The organism is Alphaproteobacteria bacterium RIFCSPHIGHO2_01_FULL_41_14, assembly GCA_001767855.1.
Lineage (GTDB): Bacteria > Pseudomonadota > Alphaproteobacteria > UBA7879 > UBA5542 > 2-01-FULL-41-14.
Genome location: MEMF01000002.1, coordinates 120402 through 137948 on the forward strand (window position 1 = coordinate 120402; position 17547 = coordinate 137948).

Below are 17547 nucleotides of genomic sequence, written 5' to 3' on the forward strand. Positions count from 1 at the left end.
ATTATGATCCTGCCAATTGCCACTGACATAGTCCGGCATAAACAGAGTCTTTTTTCTTAAGAAGATGGTCATGTGTTCCGGATTCCACAATCTTTCCCTTTTCTAAAACAAAAATTTTGTCTGCTTGACGCACCGTAGAAAGACGATGGGCAATAATGACGCTCGTGCGTCCTTTCATGAGGCGATCTAAGGCTTTTTGGACTTGATGTTCTGATTCTGTATCTAAGGATGACGTGGCTTCATCCAAAAGAAGAATCGGTGCATCTTTTAAAATAGCGCGAGCAATGGAAAGGCGTTGACGTTGTCCTCCTGAGAGCCTCACCCCAGATTCTCCGATAGAAGTATCATACCCTTTAGGCAGGGCCTGAATAAAGTGGTGAGCGGCGGCTTTCTTTGCGGCAATAATAACCTCCTCCATAGAGGCATTCTTGCGACCATAGAGAATATTGGCCTTAACTGTATCATCAAACAGAATGATCTCTTGACTAACAAGCGCCATGCCTTCTCGTAAGGCTTTAAATGTCATTTTATCAATGGCACGGCCATCAATTAAAATACTGCCATGGCTTGGTTCATAAAATCTGAGAAGCAGATTCATCAAGGTTGATTTTCCGGCTCCACTTTGGCCCACCAAGGCCACTTGTTCTCCCTGTTTAATGGTTAGAGATACATTTTTTAGAACCTCTTTTCCGGTATCATAAGAAAAAGAAACGTTGCTAAAAACAATGTCTCCATTTTTAATGTGTCCTTTTTCTGCTTTTTTCTCCGCACAGTCTTGAATCTTTGGTTTTTGATCTAACACTGAAAAAATACGCTGAGTTGCAGCTAATCCTTCTTGTAAGGTTGCATTCAAATTTACCAATCTTTTCATGGGTTCATAGGCAAGGAGTAGGGCAGAAATAAAAGAGAAGAAGGCCCCTGCCGTATTGTGTCCTGAAATAACCTGATAGCCACCATATGAGATCACCACCACAATGGCAATGCCTCCAAGGGTTTCCATAATGGGAGACCCCAAAGATTTAATGCGGTTTGATTTAATGGATAAACGAAACAAGTCTTCGATCGTTTTATTAGCACGACCAATCTCATAGGCTTCCATTCCATAGGCTTTGACCAGTCGAGCCCCTTGAAAAATCTCTTTCAATAGAGACAGAAAAAATCCCGTTTCCTTTTGGGTGGAGATGGAAACTTTTCTCATGCGTTTCCCGATTCTAGCGATGGGAAGAACGGCCACTGGAAACACAAAAAAAGAAAGAGCAGCCAGGAAAAAATCTTGGTAAAACATTAATGCCACCAAAAAAACAACGGTCAGAATGTCTTTCCCAAAACTGGTGATGGTATTTGAGACCGCTCCCTTCATAAGATTGACGTCGTTGGTACAGCGCGAGATCAGAACCCCAGTTGATTGAGAATGGAAATAGCTGAGATCTGCATGGACGAGATGGGCAAAAAGATCTTTTTGGATATTAGAGATAATTCTCTGTCCCACAAAATTCATTAAAAGAGATTCTGCATAGGCGGCGACACCTTTTATGATAAATAACCCCAAAACAAAAATCCCAACTACTTTTAACATGTGGATATTTTCTGATTTAAAGACATCATCAATGATGGATTCCATCATCTTCGCTAACCCAGCTGTGGACGCCGCTGAAAGCCCCATAACCAATACGGCTAGCAAGATTTTATAGCGATAAGACCGGATATATGAAACCCAGAGTCGTTTTAAAAGTCTATAACTTGTGTCTGTTTTCATGGGTCTCTCGACCTAAAGGATAAGGTTATTTTTTTCGGAAATGATCCAACGAAACCACAGTTCCAGAGGGTTTATTATCAGTGGGTATAGTGCTCTGTTTTTGATCAGGGGTTGACTCTCCAAACTGGAAATGGCGCACATTGCCAATCTTGGGGTTAAACTCAAGCTCAAAATTCACAGCCGGATCGCTGACGTGTGAAACAGCCTGAAAAGGCACTTCTACGGTCTCCACACGATCATCAAATTTTACATCCACAGAAATTTTGTCTGATTCTACCTTTAGGTTCCAGAATTCATGTTGCAACACAACGGTAATTTCTTCAGGATACGCTTGACGAATATCTTCAGGCAATCCCACTCCCGGATATTGGGTGAGAAAGCTTAAATAGAAATGGTGATCTCCCTTTAACCCTTCTTTTTCAATTTGGCGCAAAGCATCTCGCACAACAGACAACAACGCCGCATCGATCATTTGTTCGTAATTTAAGTAAGACATTCAGTCACCTTTAAAATAAAGCGGGGGCTTCTGTTGCCCGGTGCCCCCAAACCGCGCTTACCTAAATTAGGCAGCGATTGCAATGCGAGAGTTGCGGTTAGCAGCTACACGCACTTTTTTGTTTTTGTTTGCATTTATAACAAACAGCCCGATAACGGTGGTACAATGCCGAGCAAAAAACTTATCTTTAGACGCGCGTCGATCCTAGGTCACCCCCCTAAAACGAGTCTACCAGCAAGTGGTGGAGGTGCCGGGAACTGCCCCCGGGTCCGCTTCATTTATTACATAAGCCGTTTATTGCCATAGATAGCCAAAGCTATCACCTGGTAATATAAGACTTTTTTTCTAATTTTTAAAGGATTTTGTGTTTTTATATGCGTCCTAACCCCACGAGGCTTCCCTTGTGGAGCGTTCATTCCTCCTTCAGGCCTCTAACAGCTTTTCTTCAAGAGCAGCGTCTTCGATATCTATTTGATCCAAAGATAGTGTTTTATAAATTTTAACTGATTTATAAGGATCTAATTCTTTTTTTAAAAGACCTAACATTTTCGGCTCACAAACTAAAATAATTTCTCCCCCCTCTGGAAGATATTTAACCACTTTTTTAGAAATTTCATGGGCAAAGGCTTCTTTTTCTATTTCTTTAAATTGAGTGTGAGGCGGGAAAAAGTGAGAATCCGCTAGCCCCTTGTCATGGCCCCGTCGATGATGAGAAAGGGGCAAGATGTGTTCTTCTGCTCGATTGGACAAACATAAAACGGTCTCATGAATCTTAACCCCTTTGGACAAAACGAATCGTGCTCGCCGATGATTCGCCAAAACAACCAATCGTTTCTTTGTGTGTCTATGTTCGGGCATCATTCCTCCTAAATTTTTCCAGCTTACTATCGTCCATTCTACCTCAATATTCAATCTTTCCTATTAGAAACTACTGTCAAATTTTTATAGTTTTGTCTTGACAAAAACAGTGTGCTGCTCTTGCTCGTCTTGAGAGGCGGGGAAGTCTCGCGGGGCTCGGAACGGACGATTCTGATAATGAAAAGCGAGATCGGAGGAAACGACAAGAGAAGAAGCGGCTTTTTCTTCCTTTTTTTCTTTTACCAACCCAAGCCCACGTTGACGACCCCCACAAAGCTCAAGATAAACGGACGCTAACAACTCACAATCAACAAGAGCCCCGTGAAGTCTTCGATTACTAGTATCCACCTTAAACCGCCGACACAAAGCATCGAGACTCGCCGGGGACCCAGGAAAGAGACCTCGGGCAACCTTTAAAGTATCCACAACAGGGTTTGTAAGAGAGGGAACCAAAGCCTTATTGAGCTCAAAGTTAAGAAATTTTAAATCAAACTCAGCATTATGAATGACCAAGGGAGTGTCTCGAATAAAATCCAAAAACTTTTCATGAAGAGAGCTAAAAAGAGGAAAGTCCTTTAGAAATTCTTGTGTTAACCCATGAACCTTTGTTGCTTCAACAGGAACTTCGCGCTCAGGATTTATGTACGCATGAAAAAAAGCCCCTGTTGGGATACAGTTCATGATCTCAAGACACCCTATTTCCACCAATCGATGACCAGAAAAAGGATCTAATCCAGTGGTTTCTGTATCTAAAATAATCTCTCTCATGTTCTCTCTTTCAAACAAGAATTAATCACAAAGTTATCCACACATCCTTTAAAGACAAAAGTAGAACTATTTTTATTTCCTTAGGAAATCCGCCAGTTTATAAAAATATTTTTGTTTTTTGTTCCATGTGAAAAAAAAAGAGAGGACTTATGCACACCCCTCTTTTAAGGCGTTATGGTATTCAATTTTGCCAATAAATCATCCAAACTTTCCCGAGAAGACAAATGAAAAACGACATCTGTAGAATCTTCGTTCACATGAATGCCCACACGATACCCGATGCGCTCAGAAAGAAATTTCTCGATCCGCCCAATTTCATCTCTTTCTTCTAAGGAAAGAGAGCTCTCTTCTTTGATGTCCTGGCGTTGACGAGACAAAGGACTTTCTTTTCTTTTTGTTATTCCAACCGGCTCAATGTTATCTATCCCTTCTCCGCCCTTTTTCAATCTTTGAATAAACTTTTCTGTTTGACGGACGCTCATCTTTTTTTGCACCAGAATCACCGCCAACTCTTCTGCCCCCTCAACACCAACTAAAACCCGCGCATGTCCGGAAGACAACTCTCCGGTCTCTATTAGTTTTTGAACGCTTAAGGGTAACTGCAACAACCGACACACATTAGCGACATGAGAACGACTTTTCCCCACAAGACCTGAGAGCTCCTCTTGAGTAATCTCCTTCTTTTTCAGAATTCGATCATATCCATACGCCTCTTCCAAAGGGTTCAGGTTCTCTCGTTGAAGATTTTCTACCAAAGCAACAATCATAACCTCTTCATCTGACATGTCTCGAACAAGCACGGGCAACCGATCAAGACCAATCTTCTTTGCAGCTCTCCATCGACGCTCTCCTGCCACAATCTCATAAGATTGGTCTGCAGTTTTTCTGACCAAAATGGGCTGCAAAACACCATTTTGCTGTATGGACTGACCCAGAGACTCAATTTCTGCATCATCAAAAATACGGCGGGGCTGGTTTTGACTAGGGAACATTTGGCTTGTATAAACCTCTTTTAGGCCCTCTTGCCCAGTTTTTGGCAATGCCTCTGATCCCAGCAAAGAAGATAGCCCCTGACCCAGCCCTCTTTTTTTCATACAACAACCCTTTCTTTTTCTTCTTTTTTCAAAATTTCGGACGCCAAGTGAATATATGCCTGCGCGCCCGCACACCTAAAATCGTAAATCATGACTGGCTTTCCGAAGGAAGGCGCCTCTGATACGCGAACATTTCTAGGGATAACGGTTTCATAAACCTTATTTCCCAAATGTTCCCGAACATCTTGAGCCACCTGTAAGCTGAGTCGATTTCTGTTATCAAACATAGTTAAAACCACGCCCTCCAAAACAAGGAGGGGGTTAAGACTTCTTTGAACAATCTCTATGGTTCTTAATAGCTGACTTAATCCCTCTAAAGCATAATACTCACACTGCAGAGGCACCAAAACACCCTGGGACGCCACCAAAGAATTAACGGTCAGCAACCCCAAAGCGGGAGGACAATCAATATAAACAAAATCAAACTCATGAGATTGGAGCGCTTTTTTCAAGATCTGCTCTCGCTCACTCTCTGACACCAACTCTACCTCTGCTCCCGGTAAACTTTCAGAGGAAGGTAACAAGAATAAACCAGGAATAAGGGTGTGATGAAGGCACTCTTCTAAGGGCCTTCCTCGACGCAGGACATCATAAACACCTAAATTATTTGGGTTTTTTTTATATCCCACCCCAGTCCCCGCATTACCTTGAGGGTCAAGATCAATCAATAAAACTTTCTTCTTGGTCGCCGCCATAGCGGTTGCCAAATTAACAGCTGTGGTGGTTTTTCCAACCCCCCCTTTTTGATTCGCGATCGAAATTATTTTTCCCATATCTTTTTGTACCGCGCCGTCCAAAAAAAAACAACGCTCTTTCAAAAAAATATATTTTGGAGGCGCACGATTCGTCCCTCGGGATTGGTAAGACTTGGGTACATCTCAACATCGAAAGAAAAAGACTTTCTAGCCTCCTCAATTTCTACGTCGACCGTTTTCCCCTTCAAAAAAATCCATTGTGTGGCGGGAGAGCAAATTTTTTGAGTCCACCCCAGCGACGTTCCAATGGGCGCCAAGGCTCGAGACACGATTTTCTCAAAGGCCCTTCCCCTCAACTCCTCCACGCGCACATTCAAAACGGAAAATTCTGCCCCGGTTTCACGTGAAACATTTTCTAAAAAAGAACACTTTTTGCGAGAGGCCTCTACCAAACACCCTCCCTGAGCCCCCAAAAGGCTCAAGACAACCCCTGGAAAGCCTGCTCCAGACCCCACATCCAAAAACCCCAACGACCCCTGTTTCACAAAAGGCAGAAGTTGGGCACTATCCAGCACATGCCGATCCCAAAGGCGATCAATCTCTCCAGGCCCCACCAAATTATATTTTTTGTTTTCTTTTTCCAAAAAAGAAAGATAGGTCTCCAACTTTAAAAAAGTTTCACGTGAAACACTTTCTCCCGCTATAGATTTTATTTTTTCTTGGATGTCTGGCGGGCAAGGGGTCACAAAACTAACTATTCATTGACTCAAAAAAGTCTTTATTTGTCTTGGTTTCTCGCAGCTTTCCTATGAGGAACTCCATGGCCTCCACTGTTCCCATGGGGGAAAGAACCCTGCGCAACACCCACATCTTGGTAAGGGTTGCCTTATCAATCAACAAGTCTTCCTTTCGAGTTCCAGATTTCGCGATATCAATGGCAGGGAAAAGACGCTTGTCAGCCAATCTGCGATCAAGAACGATCTCAGAATTTCCTGTTCCCTTGAACTCTTCAAAGATCACCTCATCCATGCGCGAGCCTGTATCAATAAGGGCTGTCGCTAAAATGGTGAGAGATCCCCCAAACTCTATGTTTCGAGCCGCCCCAAAAAATCTCTTTGGGCGTTGCAGCGCATTTGCATCAACGCCTCCGGTCAACACCTTTCCGGAAGAAGGAATGACCGTGTTATAGGCGCGCGCAAGGCGCGTAATGTTGTCAAGAAGAATGACCACATCTCTTTTTTGCTCAACCAAACGTTTTGCCTTTTCAATAACCATTTCCGCTACCTGAATGTGTCGCTGTGCTGGCTCGTCGAAAGTAGAACTCACGACCTCCCCCTTTACACAGCGCGCCATATCCGTGACCTCTTCTGGCCGCTCGTCAATCAGAAGAACGATTAAATAGACATCCGGCTGATTCCGTGTAATGGCATGAGCGATGGACTGCAACATCATAGTTTTTCCGGATCTAGGAGGCGCCACAATCAGGGCGCGCTGCCCCTTTCCAAGGGGAGCCACCAAATCAATGACGCGCGTTGTCAGCGCCTCTGTTGGATCACTCAGATCAAGAACGAGCTTTTCCTCTGGATACAGGGGCACCAGATTGTCGAAATTGATGCGCTGCTTAAGCTTTTCTGGGGGTTCAAAGTTAATCGTATTTACTTTTACTAAAGCGAAATAACGCTCTCCTTCTTTTGGAGCGCGAATTTCCCCCTCGATTGTGTCTCCTGTGCGCACGCCAAAACGACGCACCTGACTGGGAGAAATATAAATATCATCTGGTCCTGGTAAATAGTTGGATTGGGGAGACCTTAAAAAGGCAAACCCATCGGGTAATGTTTCCACAACGCCGCCTCCATAAATAGCGGTCTTGTTGTCCGCCGTCTTTTTTAAGATAGCGTAAATTAAATCTTGTTTCTTTAGAGTGCTTGCGTTTTCCACCCCCAATTGTTCTGCCTGCTCTAAAAGCCGCTGAGGGGTTTGAGTTTTCAAATCACTTAAATTCATTCATTGTTCCTTTGTGTTAATGGGGGAGATCCTGGAAAGAGGATTTGCACTCTTGTGCGATATATTGTCATTTTATGAAAAAAACAGAATACTAATATTAAGTATATATTCTTGTTGTATATTATTGTCCCCACTCTTGTAAAGATAAAAATTCATTCACAAATTCTTCCGGAAACTTTCTTTTCTTAACCCCCTATAAAATAAGGATTAAATGTTTTTTCCACAGGGACTTAAAAACACCATCCACAACCACAAACCTTGTGTATAAAAATGGAGAGAAAAAGGATAACTTTCCTTTTCTTCTTAAATTGAAGACTTATCCTCAGGTCGGCTCAAAGACCTCAACACCCCAAACAATGTATTAATATCGTCAGAGGAAAGAGGACGTCGAAGGAAAATGTCCCTTAAGTTTTGTTTCATCTTTTCTTTCTTTTCTGTGGGGAAGAAAAAGCCTTCTGCTTCTAGGCGCGACTCTAAAAAAAAGAGAAAGGACAAAACTTTCTCCTGAGAGGCTGGAGGTGGGGTGTTGACTAAAAAAGACGCTCTCTGAGAAAACTCATAAACACACAACAATACCGCATGAGCAAGATTTAGGGAGGAGAGAGAGGGGTGGGTGAGAATCGAAAGGGCTCCGTGGCACAGAGAAACCTCCTCATTGGTGAGCCCTGTTTGTTCTGGGCCAAAAACAATCCCTATCTTTTGGGACGAAAGAGTTTTTACAAAATCCATTCCCTTTTTAAGGTCGTAAACTTCTTTCTTAATGTATCGATGACGCGCTGTGGTGCAGAAAACCCACTGAAGATCTCTCATCGCCTTTTCCAGCGAGCTAAACACGGTTGCCGTCTCTATAATGGATCGTGCCCCAACACTTGCGTTTTGGGCGAGAGGGTTTGGCCACGGATCTCTGGGAGAGACCAATCGTAAATCTGTTATTCCAAAATTGCCCATGGCTCGAGCTGTGAGCCCAATATTGTCTCCAAGCTGTGGGCGTACCAAGATGATGGAGAGAGAGGGGATCATGAGAAAGAAGAAAAAGAAGCACGCTTAAGTCGATCATTAATAGCAGCTCCAATTCCTGTATTGGGAATGGGGGCAACAGAAATGCCAGAATAGCGGGCAGGATTATCAAGAATATGTAAAAATGAAAATAAAAAATGAGCTGCTTCCTCCAAGGATCCTGAAGCGCTTAAATTAAGTGTGGTGGTTTTTTCTGTTTTTCCAAATCCTAAAAAGGCCTCTTTTTCGGCGGGATCAACCACGTTCATTCGTAGGGGGAGGGACGGCGCATAATGGTGAAGGGTTTGTCCAGGGGAAGAAATTTTTTTATGATGTTCCCTAAAAAGGGTTGGAAAAAGAGACTTGCGCTCAATCTCTTCTCTGGCAATAGCCCCTGCTCTTAAAATGGAGACGATCCCCTCCTCTACACGGACGATTGTCGACTCTATGCCTTGTTGGGTCGCACCACCTTCCAATACAAGGACGGAAGGCAAAGATTTTTGAACATGTGCTGTTGTCGTTGAAGTGAGAAGTCCGGACGGGTTGGCGCTGGGGGCCACCAAAGGTTCTCCCACGAGTCGTAAAAGGCTTAACAAAAGGGGATGGCTCGAAAAACGAAGGGCAACCGTTTCTAGGCCGGCTGTGGCAAAAGAAGAAAGCGCTGCTTTTGGGTGTCGGGGAACGATTACTGTGAGGGGGCCGGGCCAAAAAAGGGAAACAATCTTTTCTGTTGGTTCATCAAAAACCCCCACTTCTTTTGCCTGAGAGAGAGAGTCGACGTGAACGATGAGAGGATTATGGAGGGGCCGCCCTTTTGTTTCGTAAATTTTTAAAACAGCCTTGTCCGAACGAGCCAGCCCTCCCAAACCATAAACGGTTTCTGTGGGAAAGGCCACAATGTCTTCCTTCTTTAAAAGGGAGGCGGCGGTTTGAAGGTTATTTGGGGTTGGAAGCGCTATCATTAATCTTAAGTGACAAGGGGTATGGTGCCCAAGGGCGGAATCGAACCGCCGACACACGGATTTTCAGTCCGTTGCTCTACCGACTGAGCTACCTGGGCTTAAAAATAAAACTGTTTCCTTGTATAATGGAAAAAAATCTGTCTGTCTATTCTCTAATTCCTTGCCCTTCGATGCAAAAAAAGAATAATTAATCGAAGGGGATAAGAATCAGGAAAGGGAGAGATGGAATTTGCCAGGCCCTTGCCAAGTGTATTGAAGAGGTCATGAGAATTTATAAGAAAAAAACCTTTCTTAATTTACGCTCCCCTAAAAAAATCGTATAGTGTGGTATCTTTTTAGGGAGATACTAATTCCTAAAAGAGCTTTTTATTAGTCATAAGGAACAATTTTGAGACAAAGTTTAAAAACAATTATTCATGAAGAAGGGTATTTTTTTGCCTTTATTTTTTTAGGGATTTCTGTGCTTTTGTGGCATTTTCACCCCTTTTTAGGAAAGATAGGACTTCTTTTAACGGCGTGGTGTCTTTATTTTTTTAGAGATCCCAATCGAGTGGTGCCCCTAAAAAAGGGATTGATCATCAGTCCGGCGGATGGGATCGTTCAAATGATCCAAAGAGTAAAGCCGCCGAAAGAACTGGGGCTGGGAATGACGACGTTAACCCGAATCAGTGTTTTTATGAATGTGTTTAATGTGCATGTAAACCGCATTCCCATCGAAGGAACCATTAGAAAAATCCATTACCATGAGGGAAAATTTTTTAATGCAGAGCTTGATAAAGCGAGTGAGCATAACGAACGGCAACTCTTTTGTGTTGAAACAAAAGATGGACATAAGGTCGGATTTATCCAAATTGCAGGCTTGATTGCGCGGCGCATTCGGTGTGATGTTAAAGAAGGGAAAAAGGTTAAAACCGGAGAACGATTTGGGCTTATTCGTTTTGGAAGTCGAGTCGATGTCTTTTTGCCCGAAGGGGTTTTTCCTCTTGTGATTGTGGGACAAAAAACAATTGCTGGAGAAACGGTTCTTGGGGATATAAACTCGAAAGAAGCAGCGCGCACAGGGGAGATCATTTAAGGATGAAGAAGACCAAAAAAACTGTTCTTGGCCGACGATTAAGCCACCCGTTTTCCCCCTCCCTAAAAGAATTCCCTTTCCATAAATTTATTCCCAACCTGTTAACCTTAACTGCTCTTTCTGCAGGGTTAACGGCTATTCGTTTTGCTCTTATGCATAAATGGGAAACGGCGGTGGCGCTTGTTTTTATTGCTATGATATTGGATGGTATGGATGGGCGCGTAGCACGTCTTTTAAAAAGTACCAGCAAGTTTGGCGCCGAACTAGATTCTTTGTCCGACTTTTGCAATTTTGGAGTTGTTCCTGGTATCTTAGTCTATCTTTTTTCCTTACAGGATTTGGGAAAGTTCGGATGGCCAGTTGTTCTTTTTTATACCATTTGTATGGTGCTCAGGTTGGCACGATTTAATACTTTGCTAGATCAGCCGGTGGGCAACTATTTTACAGGGGTGAATGCCCCTTTTGGAGCTCTGTTGGCATTAACTCCCATCATGATTTCCTTTCAGTTTGACGTATTGATTTGCGCAAAGCTTTATGGAGTTTGGTTATTTATTGTTTCTTGCTTACTTGTAAGCCGCTTTCCTACTTTCTCTCTAAAAAAGGGAAAAATTCCTCGTCCTTGGATTTTGCCGCTCTTTATTGGGGTTGGTCTGGCTGTGGCTTTGTTTTTGTCCGCCCCTTGGTTAATGTTGTCAATCGGAAGCTTTTTATATCTACTCTCTATTCCTTTTAGTGTTTATTGTGCGAGAGAGGAGAAACAGAAGGCAAGCGGGGCTTTAATTTCTTAAAGTAAGCGCACCAAGAAGAAACAGGGCAGAGATTACACAAGGGATTTCGAGCCTTACAGATATAGCGTCCGTGCAAAATAATCCAATGATGAGCCTTTTTTCGATAGGGGTCTGGAACTACTTTTTCTAGTTTATGTTCCACAGTTTTGGGATCTTTTCCTGGGGCCAATCCTGTTCTGTTGCAGACACGAAATACATGGGTATCCACCGGAAAAGTTGCCTGATGGAAAGCGACATTTAGAACCACATTGGCTGTTTTGGGCCCCACACCAGGAAGAGACTCAAGGTCTTTTTTAATAGAGGGAACCTTGCTGTTAAAGTGTTCAATCAAGAGATGGCTTGCTCTTATAATATTTTTTGCTTTTGTCTTATAAAGACCGATTGTTTTGATGTAAGGGAGTAGCCCCTTTTCCCCAAGATGTATCATGTCTTCTGGTGTTTTAATGACCTTAAAAAGGGCTTCAGTTGCTTTATTCACCCCAGCATCTGTTGCTTGAGCAGACAAGATGACCGCGATTAATAGGGTGTAGGCGTTTGTGTAATGAAGTTCGCTTTCAGGATGGGGATTAAGGGAAGAAAGTGTTTTAAAAAAAGAAAGAATGTCTTTTTTGGTCATCAATGGAAGGCATTAAAATAATAAAGCACAAAAAGGCCCAGAAAAATACGATAAAGGCCCCAGATCAACAAAGTTCTTTTTTTTAACCACCACATAAAGAAGTAAAGTGTCGCAAAGCCTGTGACAAAACAAACAGTGCTGATAATAAAAAAATCAAACCCTATTTGGAAAAACGAGTCTTGAAAAATATCTCTGGCTAATAATACAAGGGCGCCGATCCCTGTGGGGATAGAAGTTAAGAAAGAAAACTTGGCGGCATCAACAGATTTATATCCTAAGATGCGCGACATCGTGAGGGACATGCCAAGCCGACTGGCTCCTGGAATAAAGGAAAAGGTTTGGGCACATCCGATGAGCAAAGCATCTTTATAAGAGAGGTGTTGATAGGTTCGAGAAAGAGAGCCCAGCCTATCTGCCAAAATCATCAGAGTCCCAAAAAAAATAGAGCCCCATCCAAATAAAGAGAAAGAATGAGTGAGATGATCAAGATAGGTGTGCACAAGAAAGCCAACGACAATGACGGGAAAGGTAGCCATACAAATTTTAAGCCCTTGATGAAATTTCACTGAAAATTTCCCGCAAAGGGCCTTAAGAAAAGCCAAGAAAAGATCTTTCATCTCTTCTCTAAAATATAAAAAAACAACGAGAAGGGTAGCAAAGTTTAAAATCACTTCTGTGGAACGCCCTAAAGGTTGTAAAGAAAAAAGAGAAGAAGCAATAAAGAGGTGTCCGGAAGAGCTGATGGGCAAAAATTCAGAAATTCCCTGAATGAAGGAAAGCCAAAGGATATCAATCATCTTTTCACCCTTTTAATTATTTGTTATCAAAAACTTTCTAGGTATAGTAACAAAAAAGAGACAGAAGACAAAACAATTTGTCGGAAAAGACGCGGATCCTGAGAAAATAAGAACGTAGCCAGAACAAAGGGGTAAGAAAGGAGGGTGATTTAAGGATTGAATCTCTTAGAGGATTCTTTACACTAAACCCCAGACAATAACGGGAGGGAGATTATGAATCATCACCGATGTGAAAAGTTGAGGGGGGGGGGGTAGACTTCTTCTTGGAAGTCTTTGTGGCCTGTTGTTCTTTCTAGGAACAGGGGGAATGTCTCTGGCGGCGCCAGACCACAATACGTTTCGTCCTTATGGGGGCCTAGGGCTGAATGCAGACTTTGTTAATCCCCATTTCAAAACAACCGTTTATAATACGGCTCATGCTCCTGTTGATGATATAAATGCGTATTATTTTCTGTCTTCTCCTCGCTTGTTTTTGGGGGCAGAAAACCCTACTTTTTTTGGGTCTTTTGGAGGTGTGCGGGTTCAAGGGGATCTGTTCCTTCATAATTTTTCTATTCAGGAAGATTCCATGCATGGCGGACATGCTACATTCGCGATCCTAAAAATAAATTTTGAGTCTACGGTCAGTCTCGCGGGGCAGGTGACTAAAAAGATCTCCGATCAGATGGAGGGCTATCTGGGGGTTCGCTTTTTAGGTACGTGGATGACTTCTCTATATGTGGCGAGTAACGTGCTAAGAGCCCCCGTTCTTAGTGAAGACCAGTTATTGCCGGGGATTTCTCCTCATGTAGGGCTCATTTATAGTGTATCGGACAAATTGTTTTGTTATTTAGAGGGATACATAAGTTATTATCGGACAATTGAAAGGTTAGGATCTGAGAGTGCTGCTGTCACTTCTCCTGGTGCAACTACCATAAGAATAACCCCAACTTGGGCAGGGGTGGGTGTCGGGGTAGGATGGCGGTTTTAAGACTGTTTGTGTTTTTTCAGCACATCCTCAATAGAGCCGACCATATAAAAATCAGATTCAGAAATATGGTCGTATTTGCCGTCAACAATCCCTTTAAACCCCCGAATGGTTTCTTCTAAGGGAACAAGCGCTCCTTTGATCCCTGTGAACACTTCGGCCACATGAAAAGGTTGGGAAAAAAACCGTTGAATTTTTCGAGCCCGGGCGACTGTTAATTTGTCTTCTTCAGAAAGCTCATCCATTCCTAAAATGGCAATAATGTCTTGCAGAGACTTATAGGTTTGTAAAATGGCTTGAACTTGACGGGCTAGGGCGTAGTGTTCTTCTCCCACAATGCGGGGGTCCAGAATTCTAGACGTTGAGTCTAGGGGGTCAACAGCTGGGTAGATTCCCAATTCAGCTATCTTACGGCTTAAAACAGTCGTGGCATCAAGATGGGCAAAGGAGGCCGCAGGAGCTGGATCGGTTAAATCATCAGCGGGCACGTAAACAGCCTGAACGCTTGTGATGGAGCCTTGGTCTGTAGACGTAATCCGTTCTTGCAATTCTCCCATTTCAGTTCCGAGGGTGGGCTGATATCCAACGGCGGAAGGGATGCGTCCGAGAAGAGCAGAAATCTCAGCGCCGGCCTGGGTAAAGCGGAAAATATTATCAATAAAAAGCAACACATCTTGGTGGGCGACATCTCTAAAGTATTCAGCAACCGTTAATCCTGTTAAAGCAACGCGTGCCCGAGCGCCAGGAGATTCGTTCATTTGTCCATAGACGAGGCTTGCTTTTGATCCACTCCCGTTCACATTGATAACCCCAGACGTAATCATCTCATTATAAAGATCATTTCCTTCCCGGGTTCTTTCTCCAACGCCGGCAAAAACAGAGTAACCCCCATGAGCTTTGGCCACATTGTTAATCAGTTCCATAATCAAAACTGTTTTTCCGACCCCTGCCCCTCCAAAAAGGCCAATCTTTCCTCCTCGTGGATAAGGGGATAAAAGATCTAAGACCTTAATCCCTGTGACCAAAACTTCTGTTTTGGTGGATTGTTCAGAAAAAGCAGGAGCTGGGCGGTGGATAGGAAGTCGTGTCTTAGCTTTAATCTCTCCGCGCTCGTCGATAGGATCTCCTAACACATTCATAATCCGTCCCAATGTTGCATCTCCTACGGGGACACAAATAGGTTCTCCTGTATCAATTACTTTTTGCCCTCTGAAAAGCCCTTCCGTAGGCCCCATAGAAATAGTTCTGACTTTTCCATCCCCAATATGAAGGGTCGTCTCCAGAATAATTTTCTTACCGGTGGTTTCTATTTCTAAAGCATTTAAAATATCGGGTAAGTTTTTAGAAAACTGGACGTCAACCACAGGACCTATGATTTGGGTAATAACACCCGTGTTTTTTGATGAAGCCATTTAAACGCTCTCTGCTCCTGCAATAATTTCTACAAGTTCTCTCGTGATCGTTGCTTGACGATTGCGGTTATAGGAAAGGTTTAATTTCCTCAACATTTCTTCAGAGTTTTTTGTTGCTCCGTCCATGGCGATCATTCTTGCACTTTGCTCACTTGTTTGTGTTTCCAGCATAGAAAAATAAAGCTGGGATTTCAAGTTTGCAAGTGCAGATTTTCTTAAAACAGCTCCAAAACTAGGTTCTACCTCAAACAATAGGGGAATCTTTTCAGAGGTGGCTGGCACACGCAATTTTTTATTGTTGTTGATAACGTCTTCTTTGTAAGGAATTAAAGAATGAGACTTTACCTCAGACACGAGTAAAGAATGAAATGATGCATAAATTACCGAACAAGTATCAATTTCTTTGTTTATAAGCCAAAGATTAATTTCGTCACAAAGATTAGAAACAGTGATCCACGAGTCTTTATCATGAGGACGCAGATCTTTAGATACATAGGATTTGTGGATCATTTCTAAACTGGACAGAGCCTTTGCTCCGATACAAATAATCTTAACGTTCTTTCCTTCTTTAATAAGTTGTCGGATTTCCATGTTTGCTCGACGGCCGATGTTAAGATTAAATCCCCCACAAAGGCCCCTTGTTCCAGCCATGACAATCAAAAGGTGGGTAGACCCCTTCCCCCCTCGAAGGAGAGGAAATTCTGTCACTTTCTTCCAATAAAGAACAGAGTCTACAAATTGGGCTAGACCGGATGTATAAGGGACAGCAGCATAAAGACGCTTTTCTGCTTTCTTAAAATAAGAAGAAGAAACAAGCTTCATGGCTGAAGTAATTTTTTTGGTCGATTCGATGCTATGAATACGTTTTTTTAAACTTTTTAAATTTGACACAAGCGATTAAACCTCTAGCCTTTTGTCTAGGTAATCCTCTATCTTACCAAGAAGAAGAGATAGTTTCCCTGTGTAAAAATGATCGGCGCCCTCTACTTTTTCGAAATCTACCCGAACCCCTTTTTGGTTGGATAATTTTTTTGACAAATGTTCTACCGTATCAATGGGGACGATTTCATCTGAGGCACCTTGAATCATAAGCCCTGAAACAGGACAGGGGGCTAAAAAATTAAAGTCATACATATTGGCAGGAGGAGAGACGGCGACAAATCCTTCAATTTCAGGGCGGCGCATCAAGAGTTGCATAGCGATCCAAGCCCCGAAAGAAAAGCCACACACCCAAAAGGACGATGCATTTCTATTTTCTCCCTGAAGCCAATCTAAAGCTGCGGCAGCATCGCTTAATTCGCCTTCTCCATTATCGAATGTTCCTTGAGATTTGCCTACTCCACGGAAATTAAAGCGCAACACATTAAATCCTTTTTGAGCAAAGGCTTGATATGTTGTATAAGTCACCTTGTTATTCATCGTTCCACCATGAAGGGGATGCGGATGTAGAATAAGAGCAACGGGAGCGTCCTTTTTATAGCTTTTATGATACTTCGCTTCGATGCGACCTTCAGGCCCAGAAAGAACGATTTCTGCCATTTAATCTCCTAAAGAATAACTCTTAATAACTAATTTAATATCCAAAATCTATATTTACCATTTATTTTAGAAAGAAAATCGCTTAATTTTTGATGGATTTTTAAATAAACTATGCAACGAAAATATACCAACAGTATACTTACGATACATAAATATCATAGCGATATAAATAAAGATATGTTTAAACATATTATAGTAATTTTTCTTTTCTAAAACAAGGAAGACAGACAATGAGAATAGGAACAAAAGGCCATTATGCCGTGGCAGCAATGGTAGAATTAGCAAAGAAAATGCCCCTTAATCGACCCATTCCTTTAAATATTCTTGCTGAGGATCAAAATATTTCTGTGAATTATTTGGAACTTCTTTTTGTGAAACTCAAAAAGGAGGGGATTGTGAAAAGTATAAGGGGTGCGCAGGGCGGGTATCTCTTAGTAAGGCCTGCGTCAGAGATTACCATTTGGCAAATAGTCACCGCTGTTGGAGAAGGAATGAGGGTGAATCGTTGCCAGAATTCTTTCGCTTCTTATTGTTTTGAACAAAAAATGAAGTGCACGATGCATGCGATGTGGGAAGGATTGGGACAGAGGATACAGGATTATTTAAATCATATTTCTTTACAAGATCTGGTGGAGAGGAGTTCTCTTGGAGAGAAACACTCCTTGAAGATGCTTGATGAATACCCCACATATACTATGAATAAAGTAAAACTATCCTAAAAGGC

Annotated in this window: 19 protein-coding genes, 1 tRNA gene and 1 other RNA gene; 4 read left to right on the plus strand and 17 right to left on the minus strand. The window is 42.5% G+C overall.

Annotation, left to right across the window (positions count from 1 at the left end):
• Position 1 precedes the first annotated feature (1 nt).
• The 12 genes from A2621_00600 to A2621_00655 form a co-directional block, all read right to left on the minus strand.
• Positions 2–1756, minus strand: a complete 1755-nt coding sequence (locus tag A2621_00600) for an ABC transporter permease (GenBank protein OFW89418.1) — start codon at positions 1754–1756, stop codon at positions 2–4.
• A gap of 25 nt (positions 1757–1781) precedes the next feature.
• Positions 1782–2252 carry a hypothetical protein gene (locus tag A2621_00605; GenBank protein OFW89419.1) on the minus strand — a complete coding sequence of 157 codons (471 nt, stop codon included), beginning with the start codon at positions 2250–2252 and terminating at the stop codon, positions 1782–1784.
• 19 nt (positions 2253–2271) lie between these two features.
• Positions 2272–2613: a transfer-messenger RNA gene (ssrA, locus tag A2621_00610) on the minus strand.
• A gap of 62 nt (positions 2614–2675) precedes the next feature.
• Positions 2676–3110, minus strand: coding sequence for a hypothetical protein (locus A2621_00615; protein ID OFW89420.1), 435 nt, complete (start codon positions 3108–3110; stop codon positions 2676–2678).
• An 84-nt stretch (positions 3111–3194) separates the two neighbouring features.
• Complete coding sequence (locus A2621_00620; protein ID OFW89421.1) at positions 3195–3878, minus strand: DNA polymerase III subunit epsilon; 684 nt, start codon at positions 3876–3878, stop codon at positions 3195–3197.
• A 164-nt stretch (positions 3879–4042) separates the two neighbouring features.
• Entirely contained in the window at positions 4043–4972 is a 930-nt protein-coding gene (locus A2621_00625) for a hypothetical protein (GenBank protein ID OFW89422.1), read from the minus strand.
• Positions 4969–5745 (minus strand): chromosome partitioning protein ParA, encoded by a 777-nt coding sequence (locus A2621_00630; GenBank protein OFW90097.1) that lies wholly within the window; start codon positions 5743–5745, stop codon positions 4969–4971. Before A2621_00630 ends, A2621_00625 begins: the two co-directional genes overlap by 4 nt.
• A 41-nt stretch (positions 5746–5786) precedes the next feature.
• Positions 5787–6380 carry a 16S rRNA (guanine(527)-N(7))-methyltransferase RsmG gene (locus A2621_00635; GenBank protein OFW90098.1) on the minus strand — a complete coding sequence of 198 codons (594 nt, stop codon included), beginning with the start codon at positions 6378–6380 and terminating at the stop codon, positions 5787–5789.
• A gap of 37 nt (positions 6381–6417) precedes the next feature.
• Complete coding sequence (locus tag A2621_00640) at positions 6418–7671, minus strand: transcription termination factor Rho (GenBank protein ID OFW89423.1); 1254 nt, start codon at positions 7669–7671, stop codon at positions 6418–6420.
• Between the two features lie 303 nt (positions 7672–7974).
• A complete protein-coding gene (locus A2621_00645; protein ID OFW89424.1) occupies positions 7975–8691 on the minus strand; it encodes a hypothetical protein in 717 nt (238 codons plus the stop codon).
• Entirely contained in the window at positions 8688–9629 is a 942-nt protein-coding gene (locus A2621_00650; protein OFW89425.1) for a threonylcarbamoyl-AMP synthase, read from the minus strand. Before A2621_00650 ends, A2621_00645 begins: the two co-directional genes overlap by 4 nt.
• A 22-nt stretch (positions 9630–9651) precedes the next feature.
• Positions 9652–9727: transfer RNA gene (locus A2621_00655), tRNA-Phe, on the minus strand.
• 290 nt (positions 9728–10017) lie between these two features.
• On the opposite strand from A2621_00655, the gene A2621_00660 reads away from it, so the two are divergent.
• A complete protein-coding gene (locus A2621_00660; GenBank protein ID OFW89426.1) occupies positions 10018–10704 on the plus strand; it encodes a phosphatidylserine decarboxylase in 687 nt (228 codons plus the stop codon).
• Positions 10705–10706: 2 nt separating this feature from the next.
• Positions 10707–11492 (plus strand): CDP-diacylglycerol--serine O-phosphatidyltransferase, encoded by a 786-nt coding sequence (locus A2621_00665; protein ID OFW89427.1) that lies wholly within the window; start codon positions 10707–10709, stop codon positions 11490–11492.
• Here A2621_00665 and A2621_00670 read toward each other — a convergent pair.
• Positions 11434–12108 carry an endonuclease III gene (locus A2621_00670; GenBank protein OFW89428.1) on the minus strand — a complete coding sequence of 225 codons (675 nt, stop codon included), beginning with the start codon at positions 12106–12108 and terminating at the stop codon, positions 11434–11436. The genes A2621_00665 and A2621_00670 overlap by 59 nt on opposite strands.
• Positions 12108–12905 (minus strand): hypothetical protein, encoded by a 798-nt coding sequence (locus A2621_00675; protein OFW89429.1) that lies wholly within the window; start codon positions 12903–12905, stop codon positions 12108–12110. Before A2621_00675 ends, A2621_00670 begins: the two co-directional genes overlap by 1 nt.
• Before the next feature lie 307 nt (positions 12906–13212).
• On the opposite strand from A2621_00675, the gene A2621_00680 reads away from it, so the two are divergent.
• A complete protein-coding gene (locus A2621_00680) occupies positions 13213–13875 on the plus strand; it encodes a hypothetical protein (protein ID OFW89430.1) in 663 nt (220 codons plus the stop codon).
• Here the strand turns inward: A2621_00680 and A2621_00685 are convergent.
• The 3 genes from A2621_00685 to A2621_00695 are packed head-to-tail and all read right to left on the minus strand — an operon-like array spanning position 13872 to position 16823.
• Positions 13872–15284, minus strand: coding sequence for a F0F1 ATP synthase subunit beta (locus tag A2621_00685; protein OFW89431.1), 1413 nt, complete (start codon positions 15282–15284; stop codon positions 13872–13874). The two genes, A2621_00680 and A2621_00685, sit on opposite strands and share 4 nt — an antisense overlap.
• Complete coding sequence (locus A2621_00690; GenBank protein OFW89432.1) at positions 15285–16175, minus strand: ATP synthase F1 subunit gamma; 891 nt, start codon at positions 16173–16175, stop codon at positions 15285–15287.
• Between the two features lie 6 nt (positions 16176–16181).
• Positions 16182–16823, minus strand: coding sequence for an alpha/beta hydrolase (locus tag A2621_00695; GenBank protein OFW89433.1), 642 nt, complete (start codon positions 16821–16823; stop codon positions 16182–16184).
• A 230-nt stretch (positions 16824–17053) separates the two neighbouring features.
• On the opposite strand from A2621_00695, the gene A2621_00700 reads away from it, so the two are divergent.
• The gene (locus tag A2621_00700; GenBank protein ID OFW89434.1) at positions 17054–17542 is read left to right on the plus strand and encodes a hypothetical protein; all 489 of its coding nucleotides are present in this window, start codon (positions 17054–17056) and stop codon (positions 17540–17542) included.
• Positions 17543–17547 lie beyond the last annotated feature (5 nt).

Excerpts from the sequence above, each read along its gene's own strand:
- A2621_00600 (OFW89418.1), bottom strand. The coding sequence starts at position 1,756 with ATGAAAACAGACACAAGTTATAGACTTTTAAAACGACTCTGGGTTTCA.
- A2621_00605 (OFW89419.1), bottom strand. The coding sequence starts at position 2,252 with ATGTCTTACTTAAATTACGAACAAATGATCGATGCGGCGTTGTTGTCT.
- A2621_00615 (OFW89420.1), bottom strand. The coding sequence starts at position 3,110 with ATGCCCGAACATAGACACACAAAGAAACGATTGGTTGTTTTGGCGAAT.
- A2621_00620 (OFW89421.1), bottom strand. The coding sequence starts at position 3,878 with ATGAGAGAGATTATTTTAGATACAGAAACCACTGGATTAGATCCTTTT.
- A2621_00625 (OFW89422.1), bottom strand. The coding sequence starts at position 4,972 with ATGAAAAAAAGAGGGCTGGGTCAGGGGCTATCTTCTTTGCTGGGATCA.
- A2621_00630 (OFW90097.1), bottom strand. The coding sequence starts at position 5,745 with ATGGGAAAAATAATTTCGATCGCGAATCAAAAAGGGGGGGTTGGAAAA.
- A2621_00640 (OFW89423.1), bottom strand. The coding sequence starts at position 7,671 with ATGAATTTAAGTGATTTGAAAACTCAAACCCCTCAGCGGCTTTTAGAG.
- A2621_00645 (OFW89424.1), bottom strand. The coding sequence starts at position 8,691 with ATGATCCCCTCTCTCTCCATCATCTTGGTACGCCCACAGCTTGGAGAC.
- A2621_00650 (OFW89425.1), bottom strand. The coding sequence starts at position 9,629 with ATGATAGCGCTTCCAACCCCAAATAACCTTCAAACCGCCGCCTCCCTT.
- A2621_00665 (OFW89427.1), top strand. The coding sequence starts at position 10,707 with ATGAAGAAGACCAAAAAAACTGTTCTTGGCCGACGATTAAGCCACCCG.
- A2621_00670 (OFW89428.1), bottom strand. The coding sequence starts at position 12,108 with ATGACCAAAAAAGACATTCTTTCTTTTTTTAAAACACTTTCTTCCCTT.
- A2621_00675 (OFW89429.1), bottom strand. The coding sequence starts at position 12,905 with ATGATTGATATCCTTTGGCTTTCCTTCATTCAGGGAATTTCTGAATTT.
- A2621_00680 (OFW89430.1), top strand. The coding sequence starts at position 13,213 with ATGTCTCTGGCGGCGCCAGACCACAATACGTTTCGTCCTTATGGGGGC.
- A2621_00685 (OFW89431.1), bottom strand. The coding sequence starts at position 15,284 with ATGGCTTCATCAAAAAACACGGGTGTTATTACCCAAATCATAGGTCCT.
- A2621_00695 (OFW89433.1), bottom strand. The coding sequence starts at position 16,823 with ATGGCAGAAATCGTTCTTTCTGGGCCTGAAGGTCGCATCGAAGCGAAG.
- A2621_00700 (OFW89434.1), top strand. The coding sequence starts at position 17,054 with ATGAGAATAGGAACAAAAGGCCATTATGCCGTGGCAGCAATGGTAGAA.